Origin of the sequence: Acinetobacter sp. 1294596, assembly GCF_000582925.1 — a bacterium.
In the GTDB taxonomy this organism is placed as follows: domain Bacteria; phylum Pseudomonadota; class Gammaproteobacteria; order Pseudomonadales; family Moraxellaceae; genus Acinetobacter; species Acinetobacter radioresistens.
Genome location: NZ_JFCC01000039.1, coordinates 1 through 19444, shown reverse-complemented (window position 1 = coordinate 19444; position 19444 = coordinate 1). Strand labels below are relative to the sequence as shown.

The window sequence follows — 19444 nt, the reverse complement described above, 5'->3', positions numbered from 1 at the left end:
TTCGCAGATAGTTTTTCTGCCTTTTTCAAAACAGAAATAAAGTGAACAGCCGATTAATTCAAATAAAGATCAGGATAAACAGGCGATGAAAATAGTTTTAAAAGCTTTATTAAAATAAAAGCCATGCAAACTTGATATTTACATAGCTTTTAATAATGCTCTTAAAATCAAGCCAATGCTTTCTCAGCAGCTTCAACTGTCTGGCGAATTAAAGTCGTGATTGTCATTGGCCCTACGCCACCTGGAACAGGAGTATAAGCAGAAGCAAGCTCTTCAATACCTGCTAGTTGAATATCCCCTACACCACCGCCATCACGCGGATGAAAACCAGCATCAACCACCACAGCACCCGGCTTGATCCATTCCTTTTGTATAAACTCGGCTTTTCCAACAGCCCCTACAAGGATGTCAGCCTGCTTAACAAATTCAGAGAGGTTCTGTGTACGTGAATGGCAAATCGTCACTGTAGCATTAGCCTGAAGCAACATCATTGCCATTGGCTTGCCCAAAATAGCAGAGCGGCCTACAACAACGGCATGTTTACCTGCAATTTCAATATTATTTTCTTTTAAGATCGCCATGATTCCAGCAGGTGTTGCAGAGCCATAGGCAGCCTCTCCCATTGCCATACGACCAAAACCCAAGCAAGTCACGCCATCTACATCCTTTTCTAGCGATATGGTATCAAAACAGGCACGTTCATCAATCTGTTCCGGAACAGGATGCTGAAGCAGAATACCATGTACATCAGGGTTTTCATTTAGCTTTTCAATTTCTGCCAGTAACTGCTCGGTAGTTGTTTCTTTTGGCAGTTCCACTTTAAGAGAATCCATACCAACACGACGACAGGCATTCCCTTTCATGCGTACATAAGTAGCTGAAGCACCATCATCTCCTACCAGGATAGTTGCCAGAATTGGCGTACGACCTGTTTTTGTCTTTAACGCCTCTACACGTTGCAACAAGTCAGCTTCTATCTGTTTCGCCAGTGTACGACCGTCTAAAACCAATGCCACAGCACATCTCCCAAGTGGATATGAATCAATTTTGCACATAATACATGATTATTTAACCGTTTTTATTTTAGTTGCTGTTTTTATGTGCATATTCACCATACATCCTATTGTTTTTTTTTCAAAGATTGCTAATATGTGCATCACCAAGAGATGGCGGGGTGGCAGAGTGGTCATGCAGCGGACTGCAACTCCGTGTACGCCGGTTCGATTCCGACCTCCGCCTCCAATCTTGTGTAACGCCCGGGTGGTGAAATAGGTAGACACAGGGGATTTAAAATCCCCCGCCCACAAAGCGTGCCGGTTCGAGTCCGGCCCCGGGCACCATTTTAAAGCTAATATAAAATGGTGCAATAAAGAATCCAGCATCAAGCTGGTTTTTTTATGCCTGTAATTCTTGAATATAAAAATATAAATTTTACAATGATCAAGTTTATTCAAATTACGATTTCCTGCTCTTGTACCTCAACAGTTTAGTAGCTTGAGTATTCAGACATTTTTAAATATAAGTTCTGGAATTATTTAAAAAATAGCTCATCAAGTAGATAATCATCGCATATCACAGTGCTGTACTCTCAGTCACAGCTACTGTGCTTTAAAATTTAATAATTAAGGAAATAAATAACCATGAGAAAACAAGAGTGATAATTCCGGCAAAAGTTAAGGATGTATACCCTTAAGTGGAGCAAATATTATATTTAACGATGACAGGATTGCAGAAAAACATTCAGGACAATACTGCCAACTATAGAATGTCCTCAAAAAACCATAAGGCCTTGCAATAAAATTATCTTACCACTCCCTATTGGCAACCAGTTCTTCCATATCAATATCTAGATAACCAGCCTCCTGTACCACCATCATCATAGCCTCAGCAATATAATCAGCTGCTGCATCATCTAGAGATGAATCCATCTGCTCAAACTTGGGTTTCATTTTATTGATTTGAACTATGATCTCCTGAGCGGAAGAATATATATCAGTCTGACTCAAAGAACTTGCTGTAATTTTTTCAGAAAACTGTAGCAGCAACTGTTTAATACGTGATACCAGCTCATCAGGATAGTATTCATCCTCAAACATAGGAGTTAATAATTCATCATTCATTACTTATTCTCAAAAATAAAAATCCGAGCCTAAAGAACCCGGATTCAGTCAAATATAGAAACCATCAGGCAGATAGTGTAGCACACCAGATTTTAATCGCATCACTGGTAGCCTTCACGTTGTGTACCCTTACGATAGATGCCCCCTGCTGTATACTCAGAAGATGCGCTGTGACACTGCCAATTACACGATCTTTCACCTCTGCACCCTCTAGGGCCTCACCAATGAAGCGCTTACGTGACAGTGCAGATAGAATCGGATAACCTAATTCATTAAGCCGCCAGAAATCCTGCAACAGTTTCAGGTTATGGCTAACATTCTTGGCAAAGCCAAAGCCTGGATCAATAATGATATTATCTGCCCGCACTCCTGCTGCGATAGCCGCCTCAACTCTTACAGTCAACTCACGAAGCACTTCTTCAACTACATCTTCATAATTGGCCAGCTGGTTCATTGTGGTAGGCTCACCACGCATATGCATGATGACTACCGGTATATCCAGCTCTGCCGCCACTGCAAGTGCATCTGGGCGACTCAATGCCCGCACATCATTCCAGATATGGGCTCCCTTCTTCACTGCCTGGCGGATTACTTCAGGCTCACTGGTATCAACAGATATAATTACATCATGTTGCGCCAAAGCTTCCACTACAGGAATTACACGTTGAAGCTCTTCTTTAACCGATACTGGAGTAGCACCTGGCCGAGTAGATTCCCCTCCAATATCAATAATAGTTGCCCCATCTCTTATCATCTGCAAAGCATACTGGAGAGCTTGTTCTTTATGCTTATATTTTCCGCCGTCACTAAAAGAGTCAGGAGTAACATTTAAAATCCCCATAATATGCGGGCGAGCTAAATCCAGACTTACATCCTTGCATTGTAAAGTCTGTTTAGGTAATGGCATTAGCCGCATTGGTCTCTCCTGATCTTATGATTGATACATTTTAACAAGTTAACTTCAGGCTGAGTGTTAAGTTATTTTCATGTTTTTATTTTTAAATAATAAAAAAGAGCCACTTAAAGTGGCTCTTTTCTAAATAACTATATTTAGTTCATTGCTGGCAATGGGGGTGGTGTAGACGGACCATTTTTAGGTGGCTCTAAGTCTGCAACCGGATTATCTGCAACATAAACTTTAGGGGGCTGAGGATCACGACCTTCCATAATGTCACGGATCTGCTCACGGTCAATAGTTTCCCATTCCATCAGAGCTTTCACCATTTTATGTGCAATATCCTGATTACCTTCAAGAATATCCCAAGCAACTTTATATTGCTCATCCAGAATACGGCGCACTTCCTGATCGACTTGTTGCTGGGTAGCTTCAGAAATAGTGCGACTATTCATACTGCCCATAAATGACTGCTGTGAATCATCTTCATAGACCATTACACCCAATTTGTCAGACATACCGTATTTGGTGACCATCGCGCGTGCCATTTTTGTTGCACGTTCAAAGTCGTTAGATGCACCCGTTGACTGCTGATGAATAAAGATCTCTTCTGCAATCCGGCCACCGAACAAAATAGATATCTCGTTCAGCATTTTGTCCTTGTAATGGCTGGTCTGATCAAACTCTGGTAACTGCCAGGTTACGCCTAAAGCCCAACCACGCGGCATAATTGTTACCTTATGGACCGGATCAGTACCGGGCAGCATCTCAGCAACGATTGCATGTCCTGCTTCATGGTAAGCAGTAGCACGGCGCTCTTCTTCACGAAGAACCATCGATTTACGCTCTGGCCCCATATACAGTTTATCTTTTGCATCCTCGAAGTCATGCATGTCGACTGTGTTCTTGTTGCGACGTGCCGCAAAAAGAGCTGCCTCATTGACCAGGTTTGCCAGTTGGGCACCCGAAAAGCCAGGTGTACCACGCGCCAACACTTTAACATCTACACCGGTAGTTGAAGGCAGTTTTCTTAAATGAACATTCAGAATCTGTTCACGACCCTTAATGTCTGGCAGACCCACCATTACTTGACGGTCAAAACGACCTGGACGAAGCAAAGCTTTATCGAGTACATCAGCACGGTTAGTGGCTGCAATTACGATAATACCCTCATTTCCTTCAAAACCATCCATTTCAACCAGCATTTGGTTAAGAGTCTGCTCACGTTCATCATGTCCGCCACCTGTACCTGAACCACGATGACGACCCACTGCATCAATCTCGTCAATGAAAATGATACAAGGTGCATGACGTTTAGCCTGTTCAAACATGTCACGTACACGCGAGGCACCCACACCAACAAACATTTCAACAAAGTCAGAACCGGAGATGCTAAAAAACGGTACTTTTGCTTCGCCGGCAATAGCTTTGGCGAGCAAAGTTTTACCTGTACCCGGCGGGCCTACCATTAAAACACCTTTAGGAATGGTCGCGCCTAGACGCTTAAATTTTGCCGGATCTTTCAAGAAATCGACAATTTCAACCACTTCCTGTTTGGCCTCATCACAGCCCGCCACATCGGCAAAGGTTACTTTAATCTGGTCTTCAGATAACATTTTTGCTTTGGATTTACCAAAGCTCATTGGCCCGTTCTTGCCACCTGCACCGCCACCCATATTTCGCATAAAGAACATGAATAACAAGATGATTAGAAGTACAGGAAAGCTTGCAATGAGTAATTGCATCAATAAACCTTGACGTTGCGGTGCTGTACCCTCAACGACAACATTATTTTTGATAAGGCTCGGCATAAGCTCAGGGTCTTGAACCGCAGGACGAATGCTTTCAAACTCTGAACCGTTGACTTTTTCGCCATTAATACGCTCGCCATCAATTGTGACTTGCTTAATTTGACCGGCATTAACCGCTGCCACGAATTCGGAATAATTCATCGCAGTCGGCTTGTTGCGGTCACTGATGTTACTGAAAATCAAGATCAGAACACCCAGTATTATTAGCCACAATACGGCATTCTTGAAGAGATCGCTCAAAGCTTTATTCCCATATCAATCTAATTTGATCATGCCCAAAATTTCTGGGGTGACCCTAACAAAAAACTGTAAAACAGCATGCAATGTCTAAAAAAGTACAAAATGCACAATTTTTGACGGGTTGGCAAGTAAAGTTTATTGCAACGCTTTTTTACGGCCTTGTCCAATTAAAAACACTTCTTTCGAACGGGCTCGTGACGCGGCGGGGTTAACAGTTTTTAACACATCAAAACTATCAACCACCTGCTTGCGAAACTCATCAAAGCCAGCCCCTTGGAATACTTTTACCACAAACTGTCCGTTGGGTCCGAGTACCTTTTGTGCAAAATCTAAAGCAAGTTCACACAAATATATCTGGCGGGGCTGATCAACCGCCCTATTACCAGATGTATTGGGGGCCATATCCGAAATTACAACGTCTACCTGACGCCCATTTAAAATATTTAACAATTTTTCGAATACTTCTTCTTCACGGAAGTCACCCTGCAAGAAGGTGACATCTGCCAAAGCATCCATCGGAAGAATATCGGACGCAATTACCAGTCCTTTATCCCCTACCAGTTTACCCGCTATCTGCGACCAGCTCCCTGGAGCCGCTCCCAGATCAACTACAGTCATACCCGGTTTGATGAGCTTATATTTTTCCTGGATCTCAAGAAGTTTATAGGCAGCGCGTGCACGATAGCCTTCCTTTTGCGCCTTTTTTACAAAAGGGTCGTCCAGATGCTCTCTCATCCACGCACGACTACTTTTAGATAACTTCTGGTTGGTAATGCGTGTTGCCATAACTACTAAATATTGAAATAACTTCTATTTTTTTATTGTACGTGAAAAATGTGCAGCTTGCAGTATACATCTGTATCTAAAGCGCCCTCCCCAACGGATATTTTTAATAAGCTTCATCGATAATTTAAGAGTTTTAGAGTGTTTGAATTCGGTTTTTGCTATACTGGGGCGTTTTTAAATTTAGGTTATATTTCATGGCGGCTCTCTCTATTCAAGAACGCAAGCGTTTACGTCAAATTGGACATGCTCTTAATCCAGTAGTAATGATCGGGGGGCAAGGCCTGACCGAAGGCGTGATTGAAGAAACCAACCGCGCATTAAACGATCATGAACTAATTAAAGTGAAGATTGCTGGCGAAGATCGTGAAGCACGTGGACAGGTTATTGATGCGTTAATAGAAGCTACTGGTGCTCAAGCAGTACAGAAAATTGGTAAAATTGTTCTGCTTTATAAAAAGGCAGCCAAACAGAATCAGCATTTGTCGAATCTGGTTGTCACGCGCATCTTTCAAGCTGATCATTTTCTCTTATGGCTAGTTACGAACTTAATCCTTTTAAAAGGTTTTCTGCTATTTCCTTGGTAGGTGCAGTTGAACAGCAAGATCAGGCTTCTTTAAATATCGGTTTCTGGATTAGTGACCCAAACCAGCTAATCCTTTGGCCAGATAAAGTCGCATCAAATCCACGCCGTGACTATCTATGGGAAAATACCTGTTATGAAATTTTCATTGGTGTAAAAGATCAAGATTTTTATCGGGAAATTAACCTTTCCCCTTCTGAAGCTTGGCAAGCCTACCAGTTCGAAGAGTATCGCTATCCGGAAGATATTCCTCCAAAACCAGCTTATGATATTGAGTTAAATCAGCTCAAGCGGACACATTATGGTTTAAATGTGAGTCTGGATCTGGGACGGTTTATGGCAGACCATGAATTGAAGTGGTCAGATTTATATCTTGGCTTGTCGGCAGTACTTAAGACTTCACAAGAAGTACATTATTTCGCTATGCAGCATAGTAGCCCGCAACCAGATTTTCATAATAAGCGTGACTGGCTACATCAGTTTTGAAACTTCCAGTAATAATTTAAAAAAGTGAGTTTATACTCACTTTTTTATTATTTATTCAACTTAATTATGACGCTGAACCTTATTCCACACTTCAACAGCATTTGCTTTAGAACGTTTAAATGTCTCGGTCAGGTTTTCTTTATGTTTTAATGAAATCTGGCTGATGTCTGCTTTCAAATCTTGGCTTAATTTGGCAAGCTCATCCACCAGATGAGTAAATTCACTTTTAACCAGATTTTTTAATTCAGAAATTTCTTGGCCCGAAAAGGTTAGTTGACTTTTTAATGACTCTAAACGCGCCCATAACGCCTGGTTGGATTCACGCGCAGGCTCCTGCTGTGTTAACGCTTCTGATGCTGTGTTGACAACTGGTGTAGTCTCAATTACTTCATTCTTTTGTTCTTTAGCCAATGGCTGAGCTGCTTTTTTAGCTTTCTGAGAAGAATTAGTCATAATAATATTTCCTGCTTTGATGAAAATTATAAAATCATCTTAATTTATTGAATAAAAAATGATCTATTTATTGTCTGACAATTATTAAAAACCTTGCTTGCTCTCTCATTGTTTTCTCATGGAAGGCTTGCACTTGTGTTTATTTGAAGTTACAAGCTCCCTATCTGATATAAACATCATAATTAGCGTGGACTTTTAGACTCTTCATGCGTACAATACGCTGTTAAGTTACAAGCGAGCAGACCAAAAGGAGGGCGTGTTTTTTTTAGACAGCCACCCTTTTTTTATGTCTACTCGCTTTTTTACAGCCTAAAATTCAGGAGCTTTGGTTTGAGCACCCCCGCCATTTTAGCCCTTGCAGACGGAACTATCTTTAAAGGTAAGTCTATCGGTGCATCGGGTTGTACGACTGGTGAAGTCGTTTTTAACACCGCCATGACTGGCTATCAAGAAATTTTGACTGACCCAAGTTATGCACAACAGCTTGTGACATTAACTTATCCTCATATTGGCAATACTGGCTGTAATACTGAAGATGCCGAGTCCGGCCGTATTCAGAAAGTCTGGGCCAATGGCCTGATTATTCGCGACCTGCCTTTATTGCATAGCAACTTCCGTGCAGATATGTCTCTTGGTGAATATCTTGAGCAGAATAATGTTGTTGCGATTGCAGATATTGATACCCGCAAACTGACCCGTATCTTGCGGGATAAGGGCGCGCAGAATGGCTGTATTCTTGCAGGTGAAAATATTACTGCTGAAGAAGCATTAGAAAAAGCGCGGGCTTTTGGCGGTCTTGAAGGTCTAGACCTGGCAAAAGAGTGCTGTGATCCAGAAGGTTTTGAATGGACCGAAGGCTCATGGGCATTAGGTCAAGGCTTTACCCAGCCTGAATTAAAATATCATGTAGTAGCATATGACTATGGTGTCAAAACCAACATCTTGCGTATGCTTGCAGATCGCGGCTGTAAATTGACCGTTGTACCTGCTCAGACCCCTGTTGAAAAAGTACTGGCACTTAATCCTGATGGCGTTTTCCTGTCCAATGGACCAGGTGACCCGGCTGCATGCGGTTATGCAATTGAAGCTGTAAAAACTATTGTCGAAACAACTACACTACCGGTCTTCGGTATCTGTTTAGGGCATCAAATTCTGGCTCTTGCAAGTGGAGCAGCTACCCTCAAGATGGGTCATGGTCACCATGGCGCCAACCATCCTGTACAGAATATTGAAGATGGTACAGTGATGATCACTTCGCAGAACCACGGTTTTGCGGTAGATGAAAGTACCTTACCTGAAGTGTTACGTGTAACTCACCGTTCGCTGTTTGATGGTACAAACCAAGGTATTCATCGTACTGATAAACCGGCTTTCAGTTTCCAAGGACATCCTGAAGCGAGTCCTGGTCCGCATGATTGCGCACCGCTGTTTGATCATTTCATTGAACTTATCGAAGCATCTAAGAAGTAATTAAGGAGCGAAATAATGCCTAAACGTACGGATATTAAAAGCATCTTAATTATTGGTGCTGGCCCTATTGTAATTGGTCAGGCATGCGAGTTTGACTATTCAGGTGCACAAGCATGTAAAGCGCTGCGTGAAGAAGGGTACCGTGTTATTTTGGTGAACTCTAACCCGGCAACCATTATGACCGACCCTGCAATGGCAGATGCTACTTACATCGAGCCAATCACTTGGCAGACTGTTGCCGCGATCATTGAGAAAGAGCGTCCGGATGCGGTCCTTCCAACCATGGGTGGTCAAACTGCGTTGAACTGTGCGCTTGCACTTGACGCAAATGGTGTATTAGAGAAATACAATGTTGAATTGATTGGGGCGACCAAAGAAGCGATCGAAAAAGCAGAAGACCGTAAACTCTTCGACCAAGCAATGCGTAAGATTGGTCTTGAGTGTCCAAAAGCTGCGATTGCAGAGTCAATGGAAGAAGCACTTGAAATTCAAGCTCGTTTTGGCTTTCCAGTGATTATCCGCCCGTCATTCACCATGGGTGGTTCTGGTGGCGGTATTGCTTATAATCGCGAAGAATTCCTTGAAATCTGTGAACGCGGTTTTGACCTTTCTCCGACTAAACAGTTATTGATCGATGAGTCTTTAATTGGCTGGAAAGAGTACGAGATGGAAGTTGTTCGTGACAAAAACGACAACTGTATCATCGTATGTGCGATCGAAAATTTTGATCCAATGGGTGTACACACCGGTGACTCGATCACGGTTGCACCTGCACAAACATTGACTGATAAAGAATACCAATTGATGCGTAATGCATCTTTAGCAGTTCTTCGTGAAATTGGTGTTGAAACAGGTGGTTCTAACGTTCAGTTTGGTATCAATCCAAAAGATGGTCGTATGGTGATCATCGAGATGAACCCGCGTGTATCACGTTCCTCTGCGCTTGCATCGAAAGCAACAGGTTTCCCGATTGCAAAGATCGCAGCGAAACTGGCAGTTGGCTATACCCTTGATGAACTGAAAAATGATATTACTGGTGGTACAACTCCAGCATCTTTCGAACCAGCAATTGACTATGTCGTCACTAAAGTTCCACGTTTCAACTTCGAAAAATTCCCGCAAGCTGACGCGACTTTAACAACTCAGATGAAATCTGTCGGTGAAGTCATGGCCATTGGCCGTAACTTCCAGGAATCTGTGAATAAAGCACTTCGTGGATTAGAAGTGGGCGCTTCCGGTTTTGATGAAAAAATCGAAGTGGGTACTGAAGGTGCACGCGAGAAGATTCTTCAGGAACTTAAAGTTCCAGGTCCAGAACGTATCTGGTATGTAGCGGATGCATTCCGTCATGGTTTCACTTTAGACGAAGTATTTGCAGCGACCAATATCGACCGCTGGTTCCTAGTCCAGATCGAAGATATCATCAACACTGAAAACCAGATCAAAACTTTAGGTTTCGGTGACTTGAACGCGGACAATATCCGTTCATTCAAACGTAAAGGTTTATCGGACCTGCGCATTGCGAACTTGATGGGTATTTCACAAAAACAATTCCGTAAACACCGTTGGAACCTGGGCGTAACTCCAGTGTATAAACGTGTCGATACATGTGCAGCTGAATTCGAATCGGATACAGCATACATGTACTCAACTTACGATGAAGAGTGTGAGTCTAACCCATCGAACCGTGACAAGATTATGGTGATCGGCGGTGGACCTAACCGTATTGGTCAAGGGATCGAGTTCGATTACTGCTGTGTACACGCGGCGCTTGCAATGCGTGAAGATGGCTATGAAACCATCATGGTGAACTGTAACCCTGAGACTGTTTCTACGGATTACGACACATCAGACCGTTTGTACTTCGAACCAATTACCTTGGAAGATGTACTTGAAATCGTTCGTACAGAGAAGCCTAAAGGCATCATCGTACAATACGGTGGTCAAACGCCGCTTAAATTGGCTCGTGCTTTAGAAGAAGCGGGTGCGCCAATTATCGGCACATCACCTGACGCGATTGACCGTGCAGAAGACCGTGAACGTTTCCAGCAAATGATTCAACGTTTGCAACTGCGTCAACCAAACAACAGTATCGTAAAATCTGCTGAAGAAGGTATGGCTGAAGCAGCGAAAGTCGGCTATCCGCTTGTGGTACGTCCTTCTTACGTCCTGGGTGGCCGTGCGATGGAAATCGTATACAACGACGAAGAACTCAAACGTTACTTACGTGATGCGGTTCAGGCATCTAACGAAGCGCCAGTTCTGCTTGACCGCTTCCTGGATGACGCGATTGAAGTTGACGTTGACTGCGTGTCTGACGGTAAAGACGTTGTGATCGGCGGGATCATGCAGCATATTGAACAAGCGGGAATTCACTCAGGTGACTCAGCATGTTCTATTCCTCCGTACTCTTTATCTAAAGAAGTTCAGGACGAAATGCGCCGTCAAACGATTGCTATGGCAAAGGAGCTTGGCGTAATCGGTTTGATGAACGTACAGTTTGCGGTGAAAGGCGACGACGTTTACATCTTGGAAGTGAACCCACGTGCATCACGTACTGTGCCGTTCGTTTCTAAGTGTATCGGCGAATCTTTAGCGAAAGTCGCTGCACGTTGTATGGCAGGTCAATCTCTTGAGTCACAAGGCTTCACGGCTGAGATTATCCCTGAGCACTTCTCTGTCAAAGAAGCAGTGTTCCCATTCAACAAATTCCCTGGTGTTGACCCGATCCTTGGCCCTGAGATGAAATCGACAGGTGAAGTAATGGGTGTGGGTAAAACTTTTGGTGAAGCATTCTATAAAGCAGTGCTAGGTGCAAATGAACGTTTACCTGGTCTTCCAACTGAAGGCGAAGTGAAACATGCATTCATCTCTGTACGAGACTCAGATAAACCGCGTGCTGTCGGTATTGCGAAACAATTAATTGACCTAGGCTTCAAGATTCTTGCGACTGATGGTACATTTAAAGTGATTAGCGAAGCTGGTCTTGAATGTGAACGCGTGAATAAAGTGACTGAAGGTCGTCCTAACATTGTGGACCGTATCAAAAACGGTGAAATCCACCTTGTCATTAATACGACTGAAGGCAAAAAGGCACAAGAAGACTCATTCTCGATCCGTCGTTCAGCACTTCAAGGTAAAGTGTATAATACAACTACATTGAATGGTGCGGACGCTGTATGCCAAGCCCTAGCAATTAAATTGCCAATGGATGTATATCGTTTGCAAGACCTAACTAAAGGTTAATTCGCTTCCAAGAAGTCCCGCTACCTTCTTGGTGGCGGGCTTTTTTTTATTTATATATTTTACATCCTTCCACTGACTTTTGAGGGACAACATGCAACGTTATCCTATGACCCCTGAAGGCAAAACTGCCTTAGAGAAAGAATTACACCAGCTTAAAACTGTAGAACGTCCACGTATTACAGCAGCGATTGCAGAAGCACGTGAACATGGCGACTTGAAAGAAAATGCAGAATATCACGCTGCACGTGAACAGCAAGGTTTCTGTGAAGGTCGTATTCAGGACATTGAAGGTAAACTGGGTGCAGCTCAGGTTATCGATATTAAAGATCTTGAGCAGAATGGCCGTGTAGTTTTCGGTGTAACAGTAACTATTGAAAATCTTGATACTGAAGAACAGAAAACTTATAAAATCGTTGGTGATGATGAAGCTGACTTTAAAATTAATAAAATTTCTGTGAACTCACCTATTGCACGCGGACTTTTAGGCAAAAGCGAAGGTGATGAAGCAAAAATTGTTACGCCTCAAGGTGAAGTAGAATATGAAATTGTGAGTGTTGAATATATTTAGTCAAACACGATACACATGAAGCCCCTTTCATCAGGGGCTTTTTATTGACAATATTATTTTCGCTCATCTCAAATTTTAAAATTTTTCAGATATAATCTGCTGCTCTTCAGTATTTAATTTTTCTTATGGATCAGCTGATCAACTCTCCGGTTAAACACTGGTGTGAGTTCGAATTCATCTCGAAGACAGTAAAGAATCCGAATATTCATATTAAAGGCAATTATAGCTATTACTCAGCCTATTGGGATCAAGGGTTTGAACGTTGTGTAGTGCGTTATCTTCATGATAAACCTGTTACCCCAGATAAACCGATTGATCAGCTTTATATTGGTAATTTTGTCTGCTTTGGTGCTGAAAGTGTCATTATGATGGGGGGTAATCAGCTACACCGTACAGAATGGATTTCAGTATTTCCCTTTGATACCCGTAGTTTTGTGCCAGCAGGAGATACAATTATTAGTGATGGTTGCTGGATTGGTAGTCGTGCCATGATTATGCAAGGTGTAAAGCTGGGAGAAGGCGCAGTAATAGCAACAGGTGCTGTAGTAACTAAAGATGTTCCACCTTATGCAGTTGTCGGTGGTGTACCTGCACGAATTATTAAATACCGTTTTTCTCAAGAAGACATCCAGAAGCTGCTTTACCTTAAGCTTTATGATATGGACGAAAAGCAGTTATTAAAAATACGCGGGCAACTACAGACAGATAATGTTTCATCTTTAATAGCATTTTTAAATGAATTTTAATCCGCATCTGATAGAGACTGTATATTAATTTTTATCTTGCTAATTTCCAGACAGAGAGAATTGGGGATCTTAAGTTGATTTGGAAATTCAGGGTAGCCACTGAAATTTTTTTAAGTTTATCTTTCCATTTATGACTGTTAGGCCCTCTTCAATTAATAAAACAGACTGTATATTTTGACCTTGTGTATTTAATTTACTTAGGCTAATTCCACCTTGGCTATTAATTACACGATGCCATGGAATATCAGTTCCTATAGGCAGATTTTTGAGTATATAGCCGACTAATCGTGCATGTTTTGGCAACCCGGCAAGACGCGCAACCTGCCCATAAGTTGCAACTTTACCACAAGGAATCAGACTAATAACTTCTAAAATCTGTCCATATAATTCATGTGCAGAAGAAATAATATCCTCCTTAAAATTTATAACTTTATAAAGTATAAGAAAACTCAAAATTCTAAATAGACTATCACTTAAGTTTAAAAAAATTTTAACTAAAGACAAAAAAGGACCCGAAGGTCCTTTTTTGTTACCTTATATATTTAGAAAATAATTTGGCCATTCTGTAACAGTTCATCCAATGTAATGGCACTTGGCTGATTGGTCAGCTGTAATAATGGAGTGGCAATAAAAGTAGTTCCGGTTCCATCCCGGTCGATGGACAAGGTTACAGTTGATGACGTTGAATTATAGTTTAGCTGGATATATTGTCCCAGATTATTAGCATTAACCTCGCCTCCTAGCAGATCTGACACATCAATCCGGTCAGCCTGGTTATCGGTACGAATATTACCTACATGGAAGTCTGTCCAGGTATCAGTACCATTACCGCCTCTTGCATTAGCAGCAACTAGCAAATCAAACACTACAGTATCAGCGCCTGGACCACCAGTAATGGTGTCGTTGCCTGCACCACCATTAATATAATCATTACCTGCCCCTGCATTTAAAGTATCATCACCATTACCACCTCGCAGGATATCATTTCCTGAACCGCCATTTAACGTATCATTTCCATCATAACCATAGAGGCGTTGAGATACAGTACTATTGCTATTACCCAAGATATTAGCATTAGCATTACCCTCAACAATCGGTGAAGCGCTTCCTGAAAGTAGTCCACCCAACAGATCTACGCTTGCAATCTCACCTCGGCTATATGAGGTAGATGAGCCTTGGCTATCTGTAGCAACTACATTCAGATTATTCAGTAAATTCAGATTTAAGAGGCCTCCTAGCAAACTACCCGATAATTTGACTGATGCCAAGAATTCATTAATTTCCTGATTATCAAGTACCTGCCCTTGTGCAGCTTCAATCGTAATACGCGCCGGACGGCTAGGAACTAATGGTAAAGCTAATTGACTGCTTTGCGTAGTAACATTATAACCAAATAGATTAGCTAACCCTGTTGAGAAGCTAAAATTCTCTCCACCCAGTGATACTGCAGAATTTAATGTAATTTCTACTCTTCTTAAATCGCCATTTGCATCTGCCGCTGCAAATAGTTGCTGATTCAAATCAATCAGACCTGCTACATCTGCGCCTACCACGCCCAGTAGAGCATTACTGTTAACAGCTGCAACAGGTGCAACCTGTCCAATAATATTCAAGTTAAAGTTAGCAGTTGTAATATTCCCTGCCGTATCTGTTACTCTAGCCTGCCAAGTATGATTTACACCGGTCGCAGATGAAGACAGTGCTGGGGCAGGCGTATAACTCCAGTTACCACTAGCATCTACAGTAATTGGCGTAGTTATTGTTACACCGTCCTGAATAAGCGTAATGGTACTGTTCGGCGCTGCCCTGCCAAAGATTGTTGGCGTATTATCATCAGTAATTGCGCCAGAATAAATATTGCCTTGAACATTACCTGCATTATCGCCTGAACCTACGATTGTAACTACTGGCGGTGTAGTATCTACAGTAATATTACCTAAAGAAGAGGTATTCGTATGATTGGTAGTGTCTGTTACGGTAGCTGTTACATTATAAGTGCCATCTGCAAAACCAGCTGGAGGCGTAGCAATCCATCTACCAGTTGCGGTGTCGTACACAGCATTGACGTTCACTCCAGTACCGGAAGCAGATGTATACCTTACCACTACTGTGGTCACATCCGGATCTGCGGTCACCGCGATGCGACCATCTTGGGTGATCAGGTCAGTATTACTGTTACCCGTATCATTAACTAAAGTAACTCTAGGGGCTGTTGTAGAAGTATCTGCAATGTTAATAGTAAGTTTTGCTGTATCTACTGTATTTCCATCAGATAATGTATAAGTAAATACTTCAGAACCGCCTATAGACGCTGGATTTCCATAAGCTGTATAAGTATAGGCTCCTGACGAATTAATGGTAAGTACACCATATAGTCCTTCGACTGTAACATTGCTTCCATTTGATGGAATGACTACGATAGGTCCATCAGCAATTTGTACCTGAGTAATTACACCTCCCTGTGCATCATCTGTACCGCCATTACTGCTACCCGCACCTGTAATCACATTACCACCTGTTAAGGCTTCATTAGCAAAATCGGTTTCGGTAAGCTGGGTCGTAATATCAGTAGCTTGCAATAGTGTAAGTGTATTACTTAAAAGAGCATCTGCTAGTGAACTCAAGACTGTATTGAGTAGTCCGGTAGCACCAACATTATTCAAAATAGTGATTAATGGATTAATAATCTCATCAACTGGCAAACCATTCAATGTAGTTAAAACAGGAGATAACAGCGTAGTAACTGTTGGCCCCAAAACTGGACCTAATGCATTAGAAACTGTATTGAGTACCAGCGTCTGATTTTCAGGCCCTAAAATGACGCCTGAATTTCCAAGCTCTTGTAAAGATACTCCACCACTATTATCTGAATCTAGCAAGTCAGTTAATGTACTCTCGTCATTACGAACCACAACACGATATGTACCTGGTTGCAAGCCTCTGACTGTAGCAGTTAAAGTATTATCTCCTGTTACACCTAAGACATTTAAACCAAGAACATCCCCTACTAGCGAGTTTTGTGTTACTGCAGAATAGACAACATTACCATTTGCATCAACAACATCTAACCGGAAGGCATCTGCAACTGCGGCGAGTGCAGTTTGGCTTATTTCAATATTGAGTACACCAAATTGATCAGGTCCTACAATTACAGTCACACCATTGTCAGTGCCATTATCCGATTCTAATAAATCCAATACCTGAACATCTGTATCGGTCACTTCGGGATAGACTGTAGTGATCTGACTTACAATGTCCAGGTTTACGACATCATCTATGGCATTTGGTGGCGTCAAATCTATTCTTACTGGGGCTGTAGCAACGTTTCCGGCAATATCTGTAGAATTCACGCTAAGCAGCTGGTTATCCACTACAGAAACTGTCGGAATATTAAATGTATAAGTGCCGGTTGAACCTACTATCGTACTAACAGGATTGCCCAAATTATCTACAATTGCTACACCTGTATTTGTGGTTAAAGTAACAGTAGATCCTACCTCTGCTGTGCCACTCACAATGACAGTCGTCGGATCTGGATTGCCATTATCTGAATCTAAAGCAAAGCGCGCAGTAACCGTAGTAATAGTATCTATAGTAACGCCTACCGCATTGGTTATACTGCTGTTGCCATTAACATCAGTCACGACAGCTCTGTATTGATAGGTGTTATCTGCGACTCCAGTCTGTGCTGCTGTTGTTGCCACCCAGGTATTTCCGCCATCTGTAGAAATCTGGTAGACCACGGTAGAACCTGTTTCCTGACCCGTTAATGTCAAATTAAATGTATTGTCATTACTGATTCCATCAGAGAGGCTGATGCCTGTATCGGAGAAATCTGCCAGACTCAGGCTTCCAGGAATTGGTGCAATATTATCTATTGCGATTGCAGTACCGCTTGCAGTGTTGCCGTTGATATCGGTTGCGGTAGCGGTGTAGCTACCGGCGAGAGCTGGCGCGGCAATGCTGCCACTGATGCTGCCATCTGGCGTCACTGTGACCGGCACTGCTGCTCCGTTCGGGCCCCGTACAGTTACACTGGCGCCCGGTTCGGTGGTACCGCTGAGGGTGGCACTGCCATCAGCATTGATCACCACATTCAGCTCTACGGCCGGTGGCGTGCTATCTGTTGCAGTCGCGGTATCGGTGGCAGTGTTGCCATTAATATCGGTTGCGGTGGCGGTGTAGTTACCGGCAAGAGCCGGCGCGGCAATGCTGCCACTGATGCTGCCATTTGGCGCCACTGTGACCGGTACTACTGCTCCGTCCGGACCCTGTACGATCACACTGGCGCCTGGTTCGGTGGTACCGCTGAGGGTGGCACTGCCATCAGTATTGATCACCACATTCAGCTCTACGGCCGGTGGCGTGCTATCTGTTGCGGTCGCGGTATCGGTGGCAGTGTTGCCATTAATATCGGTTGCGGTAGCGGTGTAGCTACCGGCGAGAGCTGGCGCGGCAATGCTGCCACTGATGCTGCCATCTGGCGTCACTGTGACCGGCACTGCTGCTCCGTTCGGGCCCCGTACAGTTACACTGGCGCCCGGTTCGGTGGTACCGCTGAGGGTGGCACTGCCATCGGTATTAATGATTACTATAAATTCTAAACTTGGAGCTGTAATGTCTGCATCAACCGTCGCGCTGGCCGGGGCCGAGCTGTTGCCGGCCGCATCGCTGGCCACCACGCTGATCTGCTGGCCATCGCTCAGGTTGCCCGGGTTGGCCACGCTCCAGTTCCCCGCAGCATCTGCTACGGTGCTGGCCGTGGTGCCGTTCGGATAGGTCCCCACGATCCGTGCCCCCGCCTCTGCCGTGCCGCTGATCGGGTCAGTGGCATTGACGGCATCCAGCAGCGGTGCTGCCGGGGCGGTGGTATCAATGCGGATGCTGCCGGTCACTGCACTGCGGTTCCCCGCCGCATCGGTGGCTGTTACGGTTACGTTAATCAGGCCTTCCGGCAGGACCGCGATGATGTTGTCAGCCAGGCTCCAGCTGCCGTCGCCATTGTTGATGGCCTGGTAGGTGCTGCCGTTAATGCTGACTTCAATCCGGGCTGCCGGGTCATTCACCGTGCCACTCAGGCCCGGGGTGGTGTCATTTGTTAACAATGTGTCTAATGTAGCTTGTGGGACAGTTTGGTCGCCTCCTGTAACCGGAGATTGTCCTGAACTGTTGCCAGCAGGATCTACTGCTTCAATTGTCCCCTGTTCTCCTTCATTTAACGGATTCGGCTCAATGCTCCACTTGCCGTCTTCTCCTACCTTAATTTCAGTCTGATTGCCTTGGCTATCTTTAACAATTACTGTACTGCCGGCTTCACCTGTACCACTTAAACCATCACCATTATTTTCAGTAATAATTGGTTTCTGTGGTGGTGTAATATCACTTCTTGTATCATCGGAAGAATCGCTAGTAGAGGTTACCGCTGCAGCCAATCCTCCTATTCCTACTGCCCCAACTAACCAGGGAACAAAAGCTTCACTCTCTGCTCCATATAAAAGTGGTGTGACTTCTTCTAAGTTTAAATAAGAAATTGGATCTAATATTGCCCCACTGGCATCAGTAACTTGAGCCAGTAAAAGCTGATTCTGATCATTTTTAAAGACCAGACTATTATCAGCGGCAAAATAATTTTCTATATAAATTTGCTCACCATTTTTCAGGGTGATAGTAAGGCTATTTCCACTACGATCAATAGATGCTACCTCCTCTGGAGCAACATCAATAACGACAACTACAGGCTCCCCTAATTTAAAACTATTGCCTATATGCTCTACTTGCTGAGCTGTTTCTTTTGAAATTATAAAAATATCCGCCATTATATTCTTCCTTACATATTATTAGAGGAGCTAATTTCCTGAATTTTTTATTAAAAATTAGCTTTATTAGATTTTGCTTTGTAACTATTTTCTTCCTAGAAAATTTAATAAGCTTTATAAATAGATAGCATGAAATAAGTAAGTTTTTTATTAAGTTGAGTAAACAAGTCTGCTTTAAAGTTAAAATATATAAATCAAATACATATATTTTTTATTTTATTAAGTAA

General features: G+C 43.1%; 13 protein-coding genes, 2 tRNA genes and 1 pseudogene. 8 read left to right on the top strand and 8 right to left on the bottom strand.

Annotated features, from left to right (window positions below):
* Positions 1 to 167: 167 nt before the first annotated feature.
* Positions 168 to 1016, bottom strand: coding sequence for a bifunctional methylenetetrahydrofolate dehydrogenase/methenyltetrahydrofolate cyclohydrolase FolD (gene folD, locus J502_RS12425; RefSeq protein WP_034684315.1), 849 nt, complete (start codon positions 1014 to 1016; stop codon positions 168 to 170).
* A gap of 152 nt (positions 1017 to 1168) precedes the next feature.
* Between folD and J502_RS12420 the strand changes: the two genes are divergently transcribed.
* Positions 1169 to 1242: transfer RNA gene (locus tag J502_RS12420), tRNA-Cys, on the top strand.
* A gap of 12 nt (positions 1243 to 1254) precedes the next feature.
* Positions 1255 to 1340: transfer RNA gene (locus tag J502_RS12415), tRNA-Leu, on the top strand.
* A 465-nt stretch (positions 1341 to 1805) separates the two neighbouring features.
* Here the strand turns inward: J502_RS12415 and J502_RS12410 are convergent.
* From J502_RS12410 to rlmE, 4 genes are all read right to left on the bottom strand, one after another.
* On the bottom strand, positions 1806 to 2120 hold the full coding sequence (locus J502_RS12410) for a DUF5713 family protein (RefSeq protein ID WP_005015680.1): 315 nt from the start codon (positions 2118 to 2120) through the stop codon (positions 1806 to 1808).
* 64 nt (positions 2121 to 2184) lie between these two features.
* Entirely contained in the window at positions 2185 to 3036 is an 852-nt protein-coding gene (gene folP, locus J502_RS12405; RefSeq protein ID WP_005015682.1) for a dihydropteroate synthase, read from the bottom strand.
* 134 nt (positions 3037 to 3170) lie between these two features.
* On the bottom strand, positions 3171 to 5066 hold the full coding sequence (gene ftsH / locus J502_RS12400; RefSeq protein ID WP_005015684.1) for an ATP-dependent zinc metalloprotease FtsH: 1896 nt from the start codon (positions 5064 to 5066) through the stop codon (positions 3171 to 3173).
* A gap of 135 nt (positions 5067 to 5201) precedes the next feature.
* A complete protein-coding gene (gene rlmE, locus J502_RS12395; protein ID WP_034672015.1) occupies positions 5202 to 5852 on the bottom strand; it encodes a 23S rRNA (uridine(2552)-2'-O)-methyltransferase RlmE in 651 nt (216 codons plus the stop codon).
* A gap of 194 nt (positions 5853 to 6046) precedes the next feature.
* Here rlmE and yhbY point away from each other — a divergent pair.
* Both yhbY and J502_RS12385 read left to right on the top strand, forming a co-directional pair.
* Positions 6047 to 6369, top strand: a pseudogene (gene yhbY / locus J502_RS12390) (ribosome assembly RNA-binding protein YhbY).
* Positions 6370 to 6381: 12 nt separating this feature from the next.
* Positions 6382 to 6918 carry a DOMON-like domain-containing protein gene (locus tag J502_RS12385; protein ID WP_005025044.1) on the top strand — a complete coding sequence of 179 codons (537 nt, stop codon included), beginning with the start codon at positions 6382 to 6384 and terminating at the stop codon, positions 6916 to 6918.
* 60 nt (positions 6919 to 6978) lie between these two features.
* Here J502_RS12385 and J502_RS12380 read toward each other — a convergent pair whose 3' ends face one another.
* Positions 6979 to 7371 carry a hypothetical protein gene (locus J502_RS12380; protein WP_005015692.1) on the bottom strand — a complete coding sequence of 131 codons (393 nt, stop codon included), beginning with the start codon at positions 7369 to 7371 and terminating at the stop codon, positions 6979 to 6981.
* A gap of 330 nt (positions 7372 to 7701) precedes the next feature.
* On the opposite strand from J502_RS12380, the gene carA reads away from it, so the two are divergent.
* The 4 genes from carA to J502_RS12360 all read left to right on the top strand — a co-directional run bounded on the left by carA (position 7702) and on the right by J502_RS12360 (position 13401).
* A complete protein-coding gene (carA, locus tag J502_RS12375) occupies positions 7702 to 8841 on the top strand; it encodes a glutamine-hydrolyzing carbamoyl-phosphate synthase small subunit (RefSeq protein ID WP_034684314.1) in 1140 nt (379 codons plus the stop codon).
* Between the two features lie 15 nt (positions 8842 to 8856).
* Positions 8857 to 12087 (top strand): carbamoyl-phosphate synthase large subunit, encoded by a 3231-nt coding sequence (gene carB / locus J502_RS12370; protein ID WP_005015696.1) that lies wholly within the window; start codon positions 8857 to 8859, stop codon positions 12085 to 12087.
* A gap of 91 nt (positions 12088 to 12178) precedes the next feature.
* A complete protein-coding gene (greA, locus tag J502_RS12365; RefSeq protein WP_005015697.1) occupies positions 12179 to 12655 on the top strand; it encodes a transcription elongation factor GreA in 477 nt (158 codons plus the stop codon).
* Positions 12656 to 12780: 125 nt separating this feature from the next.
* The gene (locus J502_RS12360) at positions 12781 to 13401 is read left to right on the top strand and encodes a CatB-related O-acetyltransferase (RefSeq protein ID WP_005015699.1); all 621 of its coding nucleotides are present in this window, start codon (positions 12781 to 12783) and stop codon (positions 13399 to 13401) included.
* Between the two features lie 87 nt (positions 13402 to 13488).
* Here the strand turns inward: J502_RS12360 and J502_RS12355 are convergent, their stop codons facing one another.
* Complete coding sequence (locus tag J502_RS12355) at positions 13489 to 13854, bottom strand: MGMT family protein (RefSeq protein WP_005404291.1); 366 nt, start codon at positions 13852 to 13854, stop codon at positions 13489 to 13491.
* An 89-nt stretch (positions 13855 to 13943) separates the two neighbouring features.
* The gene (locus J502_RS12350; protein WP_081403956.1) at positions 13944 to 19217 is read right to left on the bottom strand and encodes an Ig-like domain-containing protein; all 5274 of its coding nucleotides are present in this window, start codon (positions 19215 to 19217) and stop codon (positions 13944 to 13946) included.
* Between the last annotated feature and the right edge of the window lie 227 nt (positions 19218 to 19444).

Excerpts from the sequence above, each read along its gene's own strand:
- J502_RS12410 (WP_005015680.1), bottom strand. The coding sequence starts at position 2,120 with ATGAATGATGAATTATTAACTCCTATGTTTGAGGATGAATACTATCCT.
- folP (WP_005015682.1), bottom strand. The coding sequence starts at position 3,036 with ATGCGGCTAATGCCATTACCTAAACAGACTTTACAATGCAAGGATGTA.
- rlmE (WP_034672015.1), bottom strand. The coding sequence starts at position 5,852 with ATGGCAACACGCATTACCAACCAGAAGTTATCTAAAAGTAGTCGTGCG.
- J502_RS12385 (WP_005025044.1), top strand. The coding sequence starts at position 6,382 with ATGGCTAGTTACGAACTTAATCCTTTTAAAAGGTTTTCTGCTATTTCC.
- J502_RS12380 (WP_005015692.1), bottom strand. The coding sequence starts at position 7,371 with ATGACTAATTCTTCTCAGAAAGCTAAAAAAGCAGCTCAGCCATTGGCT.
- carB (WP_005015696.1), top strand. The coding sequence starts at position 8,857 with ATGCCTAAACGTACGGATATTAAAAGCATCTTAATTATTGGTGCTGGC.
- greA (WP_005015697.1), top strand. The coding sequence starts at position 12,179 with ATGCAACGTTATCCTATGACCCCTGAAGGCAAAACTGCCTTAGAGAAA.
- J502_RS12360 (WP_005015699.1), top strand. The coding sequence starts at position 12,781 with ATGGATCAGCTGATCAACTCTCCGGTTAAACACTGGTGTGAGTTCGAA.
- J502_RS12350 (WP_081403956.1), bottom strand. The coding sequence starts at position 19,217 with ATGGCGGATATTTTTATAATTTCAAAAGAAACAGCTCAGCAAGTAGAG.